Below are 7013 nucleotides of genomic sequence, written 5' to 3' on the forward strand. Positions count from 1 at the left end.
GGGCCGTGGTAAAGGAGGATTCAGACGCCGTTGTTAACTGCAGAACTGAGCCGATCGAGGAACCCGGAGTCCAGAGTCACAGTAAAGCCATATCGCAAAGAGAAGTGACCCAACCCGGTTGTCAGGCAATCTTGCTGGGGAAAAAAACGGATGAAACCCTTGAGGCTATATGTGGAGGAACCTGTCTGGCACTTGTGGGGCTGGCACTTCTGCTCGCTGCCGGGAGTGGTATTTTTAGCTTGAATGAGAGTTCTTCATCAACTGGCAACCATTACAATTCAACACCTCCCTCAAATCTGGCCTTTAATAAAAACACTACGGCATCATTACAAGATGCTATCTCTGCTTCCTCAGCACAGAATAATGAGGACTCTTCCGGTATTGGCGGATTATACGTCGCTGGATTATTTTTTATCACTGTGGGGGTTGCAGGTATTTTATTGACACGCTTTTGTTCCGGCAGTGATACCAAAAAAACGGATAAAAGTCAGAGCAGTAAAATTCTGGATTCAGAATCTGGCCCTAAAGATCAAATAAATAACAGCAAGTCCGTTGAAATTTCCATGGAAGATATTTCAACCCTTCGGCAAAGGGAATCAGTCAACCGCGATACCAGGCCTGACCTGCTGCTGAAAGCGGATTATCAGCAAGCCGGGTCATGGGATGTGGAAAGCGTTAATCAGGATGCCGGTTCTTCAGTTAATGTGGAATATCCACTTTCCTATGACAGTGATGAGGAAGAATTTCAGCCATTTTTACCCTGTTTAGTCAATGTTGAAGCCGAGGTTATGCCTGTGCCTGCTGCTTTTCCATCAGAAAGTCTCGATATGGTGAATATGTCTTCCAATCGTAGTGGTTCACCTGCCCTGCTGATAGCAGATGAACCGTTTGATGAGACGGCATTCTACCCCTGTGCAGGGAATGATGCTGACAGACTGTATCAATTTATTGAAGATAATGCCTTTGAGTCCCTTGAGCCTGAGGTAAGCCAGGCCTTTAAGCGGCACGTGTCCAAAATGAGTTACCTGGATTTCAAGGCATTTGCCAACAATGTTGGAGTCGGAGATGAAGTCAGAATCAGGCAATCCATCAATAATATGGTTACTGGCAGATTCCCTGATGATACTCCTGAACAGAGAGAACTGCTGGTTCAGACACTGGTGGAGGTTATCAGTACATTTCCGGTCGACTCTGCGGGCACAGCGGTTTGTGGAGAAGCCATCGTGTAATGCATTGCCGCTGTCACGGGTAATAACGTCCACCGAGCAAACGCAAACCCGATGCCCCGGTAACCGCAGGCAGGTTGCCGGGTAGCTGCAACATATTCTGTCTTGCTAACCAGGCAAAGGCGATCGCTTCTACCCACTGAGGATCAACACCAAGCTCCGAGGTTGATCCCAGCTTGATGCCGGGCATTTCTTCTTTCAGCATTGCCATCAGGGCGCTGTTATTGGCACCGCCGCCGCAGGTAAACACTTCATCGGTATCGGGGGCATGTTGCTGTATGGCATCGGCAATGCAACGAGCGGTTAAGCGACAGAGGGTTGCCTGTATGGTGGAAGGGGACAGCCCACGAAAGCCTTCGAGCATTGCGTTGAGCCAGGCCGGGTTGAACAGTTCCCGGCCGGTACTTTTGGGAGCGGGTAACCGGAAAAAGGGATCGCTTAACATGGTTTCCAGCAGGATCGGGTCATAGGGCTCCCGGGCAGCATGAAAGCCATCCTTATCATAAGGTTGCCCCCATTGCTGTTGGCACCAATAGTCCATTAAAAGGTTCCCGGGGCCGGTATCAAAGCCGGTTACCGGTTTTTGCTCACCGTTGTCAGCGGGCAAGATCGATATATTGCTGATACCGCCAATGTTGACGATTACCCGGTGGCCGGTTTCGCTGGTAAAAACCGCACGGTGAAAGGCGGGTACCAGTGGGGCTCCCTGACCACCGGCGGCCATATCCCGGCGTCTGAAGTCGGCAATAACGGTAATGCCGGTCTGCTCTGCCAGGATATTAGGGTCACCGATCTGCAGGGTGTAGCCTGACTCGGGTAGGTGTCTGATGGTCTGGCCATGACTGCCAATGGCCTTGATTTGATCAGCACTCAGTCCTGCTTTGTTCAGCAGCGCATTGACCGTTTCTGCAGCGACATAAGCAATGGCCGGGTCCACTTCCGCCAGCAAACGAATTTCATCATGACCTGGCTGGCAGAGCTGTTGAATTTTTTGCTTCAGCTCAGTGGGCCACTCAGTACTGTGGTGGGCCAGGAGGGTTGGACTCTTTCCAGCAAAGTGAACAGCGGCAGCATCCATGGCGTCCAGGCTGGTACCTGACATAAGCCCTATATAGATATCAGACATGGTTCGCCTCTGAAAGGAAGGTTTATCGGGACATTATGGTTAACGACAAAGACAGTGAAGCGCAAAATAAACAGCCAGATTGCTTTGCGCCTTACGTGCCCACATTACGGTTTTTTCAATCACTTGCAGGGCTACTGCGTGGCCAGCAGCGTTTCCCTGTGCTTCTCAAGCCTGGCTATCATCAGTTCGGATTTTTTCCGGAAGTTAGCCATTTCGTTTTTGGCGATAGGGGCTGCATCCGGGAGCTTAACCGTCATCGGGTTTCTGTGTACGCCATTCACACGAAACTCATAATGCAGGTGAGGCCCGGTGGCCCAGCCCGTTTTGCCCACATAGGCTATGGTCTGGCCCTGACGAACTCTCTGGCCTTTTTTCAGACCGGCCAGTTTATTGGCATGGGCATACACAGTCACCACATTATTCGGGTGCTGAATAAATACCACATTGCCGAAACCATTCTGCCAGCCGGAGAACTGCACACGGCCATCGCCCGCGGCTTTAATCGGGGTATTCATCGGAGCGGCATAATCGACTCCCCGGTGAGGGCGTTTGGTCTTGAATACCGGGTGCAGACGGTTGGGGTTAAATCTTGAACTGATACGGGTAAAATCCACCGGAGTGCGGAGAAACGCCTTCTTCATGCTTTTTCCGTCCGGGGTATAGTAGTTGGTATCGCCGTTGCTGTCGGTATAACGGATGGCGGTATAGGTCTCCCCCTGGTTGGTGAAGCTGGCTACCAGAATATTGCCATCGCCCAGTTTTTCCCCTTCCAGGTACTTCTCTTCATAGAGCAGATTAAAGCTGTCACCACTGCGGATATCCTGAACAAAATCGATATCCCAGCCAAAAATGCCGGCCAGCTCCATGGTCAGATTCTGGGACAGGCCTGCTTTCTGGCTGGCAAGGAAGAGAGAGCTTTCAATAATGCCGCTGGCATAGGTGGGGTGGATTTCCGGTGACAGGGTTACCTGTTCTGCCCGGTAGCCATCGTCCTCCCTGTTAAAGAAAATGCTTTCCAGCCTGGACTTGACGTAGCGCAGCTGGGTCAGGGTTCCTTCCTGATTAATCCGGAACTCCAGGGATTCCCCCGGACGTATGCTGGCCAGTGTTTCACCATATTTGGGGGTGTTGGCAACCTGGTAAACAACACTGGCATTTAATCCCTGGCTATTAAACAACACCGATAAATTATCACCAGATTTAATGGTGACACTGTGCCATTTTCCCAGTTTTTGCTCCAGGTCGTAGGCGGCTTTTGCCAGAGCCCTGGCTTCTGCTTCCTGTTCTGCTTCTTTGATAGCTGTTTCTGATTGATCAGCGTTCTGATTGCTGACAAATGGGGAAGATTCGGGAATTGTGGGGCTGCTGGTCAGCTCAGTGTTGGCTTCCTGAGGCTGGAATGCGTCAATGGACATCGGGATTTCATTGCGCCTGGCTTCTACGTCACCAGAAGGTAGAAGAGCCATCAATCCCATGACGCTGGCAGCGATGGTACTTGCCAGCAGCAAGTGTCGCCTGGGGAACTGTTTCAGGCGCTGGTTGATTCGTGTTGCGCCCCTCGGGATGGCTTTATTCATTAAGATTTTAACGCTGTCTTCAGTGTGGTGATCAGTAAATTATAACGATAAAAAATATCGTAAATCATATCTGTCAGAAAAGGTACGTCAATGCAAGGCCAATTATCCTGTTTTTTCATTAGTGTCTTGATTATCACGAATCATTCTATTGCCTCGTGGTTTGTCTTCCTAAGGGGGAATGACAATGCAGGGTTGTTCATCGTCAGAGTTTATGTACTGAAACGGATGTTGGCATGCGTTCGCCCGTGGGTGAGTTAATAGAAGAGTGTGGGCTTGTTTGTAATAAGGGTTGCTGGTCTGTCTGTGGGAAGGTTGCAGGGCAGGTGGCTGACTGCTGAGTGGTTTGACCATTGGCAGTCAGCGGTTCATGTAATGAAGCTGTGTGGTATTGGTTTTCGGGTTCAGGTTGTTGTTGGGAGCCCTGGCTATTATGGCTTGTTTCTACTGCTGGCGTTGATGGGTGGCTCTGGCTTGAGGTCACGGCGGTTGTCGGCAGTTCCACAGGGGGATGTGTGGACTGGCTGGCCGGGTTATCCAGAGGTCGGCTATCCGCTGCCGGATCAGGAGCTGGGGATTGTCTATCCAGATGGTCAGAAGGCAGGGTTGCAGCCGACTGGAAGGGGGATTGAGGCGGGGGGGGCGCTGGTGTATTGAGATTGATATAAGGTTCTGCCTTAAACAGCCAGTGCGGCGTATGCAGAAGAATTGTACCCACTATACCCAGCACAGATATGGAAAGGGTTATGGATATGACCATGCCGGCAAGATACATCCAGGTGTATTCAGAATCCGGTGAAGTGCCGGACTCCATAAAGTGCTTCCACTTATTGGCACCTTGCCTGACGTACTCTTCCACTGGGGGATTCTGGAGATAAGCCGCTTGCTGTGCTTTATCTTCAGGCTGTTTATCACCAGCGGGCTGCGGGTCAATTCTGCTATTTTCTGCCACTGGTACCTTTTGAACCGTTCTATCCCCCAGGTTCTCATGGGCATATTGCAGCAGCCCGGTAAAACCACCAAAACAAACACTGGACAGGACGGCCACTTTTCTGCAGGCAAAATTCAGACACTCGGCGGCTGTTGACAGTGACCGCATGACCACCCAGGCAGCATCACCTGCGGAAAAATTTGAACCCGTCTGTCCAGATTTGTACGAAGGTTCTTTTTCCTGGGAGGCAGCGGATGTTGCCGGTAGAGCAGCAGAGTAGGTTGAAGCTGTTGGTGTCGACGGTGGTTGTGGCAAATCCAAAGACTTTTCCTCCCGCTATGATGGTGCCGGTATTGCGGAGATTTAGCAGAAATATCAAACAGTGCCCGATTGGACAGATTCGTTACGGGGCATGAATCAGCCAATGTATCAGACATTCGCAGGCACTCTGGATTGATTCGACAGTTAGGAATTAACGTAAGTTCCAGTCTGATCAAGTAAAGGCCTGGTAAGAAAAATAGACTGAAATTTACCTTATTTAGAGGTCAGGCATTTGTTCCGGCACGGTTTTGTTGTATTTTGGGCGGCTTGATTTTTTATTGATTGTTTCCTGTCCACCGGAGCAGGGAGTTGTTGCTTGATTTGATGTCAGAGCCCCTGGCATCCACCGCAGTAATCCGGTTGAATCATCGAATCGTCGCAGGAAAAGGCAAATGTCCGATAGTCAAAACCCGTTGCTGAAAGATCTTCAGGCCCGCCAGCTTATCGCGCAGACCACTGCGGTTGAGGAACTGGACACTCATCTGAGCGAACAGCCCCGGGTGCTCTATTGTGGTTTCGATCCTACGGCTGACAGTCTCCATCTTGGCCATCTGGTGCCATTGCTGGTGCTCAAGCGTTTCCAGCAGGCGGGTCATAAACCCATTGCCCTGGTGGGTGGGGCCACCGGCCTGATTGGTGACCCAAGCTTCAAGGCGGCTGAACGTCAACTGAATACCCCGGATGTTGTGGCGGGCTGGGTTGAGAAAATCAAGGGGCAGGTGAGTCAGTTTATCGACTTCGATTGCGGCGAAAACTCCGCCGTTGTGGCCAATAATCTGGATTGGACCGGCGACCTCAATGTTCTGGACTTTCTGAGAGATATTGGCAAACACTTTGCGGTGAATGCCATGATCAACAAGGAGTCGGTACAGCAACGGCTGAACCGGGAAGGCTCCGGTATCTCCTTTACCGAGTTCTCCTACGCCCTGCTGCAGGGCATGGACTTTGCCGAGCTGAACCGCCGTTATGACTGTACCCTGCAGATTGGTGGCAGTGACCAGTGGGGTAATATTGTTGGCGGTATTGACCTGGCCCGCCGTCAGAATAAGGCCCGTACCTTTGGGTTAACGGTACCATTGATTACCAAGTCCGATGGCACCAAGTTTGGTAAAACAGAAGGCGGTGCGGTCTGGCTGGACTCCCGAAAGACCTCCCAATATGCCTTTTACCAGTTCTGGATGAACACCGCTGATGCCGATGTGTATCGTTTCCTGAAGTTCTTCACCTTCCTGAGCATGGAAGAGATTGAGGCCATTGAGCAAGCGGATGCTGAGCGTCAGGGCAGGCCGGAAGCCCAGAGAATTCTTGCCCGTGAAGCTACCCGCCTGGTGCATGGTGAGGAAGGTCTCAAGGCGGCGGAGTGCATCACCGAAGCACTGTTTTCCGGGGACATTACCCAGCTGTCAGAAACCGATATGGAACAGCTGAAGCAGGATGGCCTGCCCAGTGCCACCATCGAGCACAGCGGGCTGGAAGGCCAGGCTATGACGCAGCTGTTTGCAGAAGTCGGCATGGTGAAATCAGGCAAGCAGGTTAAAGATGCGCTGGCTAATAACGCGGTATTCTTTAATGGTGTCGCTCGTGGCTCGGCAGATAATATGAACCTGCCAGAATGCTTTGCAGCCCGGGGTGCCATGTATGATCGGTTCTTCCTGGTGAAACTGGGTAAGAAAAATCACTTTCTGTTTGAAGTGGTTTGATCGAATTGCCGCTCTTTGCTCTTTATTAAGAGAAGAGCGGTTCATTAAAAGCGTGCTCTTAAAAGCTCATGGTCATCGGGCAGTCTATTTTCTGTCAGCCTCCTGGTACATGGTTTCAATGAGTTTGACGGGTTA

5 protein-coding genes are annotated in these 7013 nt (G+C 51.0%); 2 read left to right on the plus strand and 3 right to left on the minus strand.

What is annotated here, in order from left to right:
- Nucleotides 1-1229 (plus strand): hypothetical protein (locus ACO6V1_RS21575; protein ID WP_422468468.1); only part of this gene is annotated, 1229 nt, incomplete at its 5' end.
- A 13-nt stretch (nt 1230-1242) separates the two neighbouring features.
- Here the strand turns inward: ACO6V1_RS21575 and ACO6V1_RS21580 are convergent.
- The 3 genes from ACO6V1_RS21580 to ACO6V1_RS21590 form a co-directional block, all read right to left on the minus strand.
- Entirely contained in the window at nt 1243-2352 is a 1110-nt protein-coding gene (locus ACO6V1_RS21580; protein WP_422446561.1) for an anhydro-N-acetylmuramic acid kinase, read from the minus strand.
- A 131-nt stretch (nt 2353-2483) separates the two neighbouring features.
- Entirely contained in the window at nt 2484-3929 is a 1446-nt protein-coding gene (locus ACO6V1_RS21585) for an OapA family protein (protein WP_422468470.1), read from the minus strand.
- A 202-nt stretch (nt 3930-4131) separates the two neighbouring features.
- Nucleotides 4132-5178, minus strand: a complete 1047-nt coding sequence (locus tag ACO6V1_RS21590; protein WP_422468472.1) for a hypothetical protein — start codon at nt 5176-5178, stop codon at nt 4132-4134.
- Between the two features lie 392 nt (nt 5179-5570).
- On the opposite strand from ACO6V1_RS21590, the gene tyrS reads away from it, so the two are divergent.
- A complete protein-coding gene (gene tyrS / locus ACO6V1_RS21595) occupies nt 5571-6878 on the plus strand; it encodes a tyrosine--tRNA ligase (protein ID WP_422446555.1) in 1308 nt (435 codons plus the stop codon).
- The last annotated feature ends 135 nt before the right edge of the window (nt 6879-7013 follow it).

This window comes from Endozoicomonas sp. ALC013, assembly GCF_049310205.1.
Lineage (GTDB): Bacteria > Pseudomonadota > Gammaproteobacteria > Pseudomonadales > Endozoicomonadaceae > Endozoicomonas.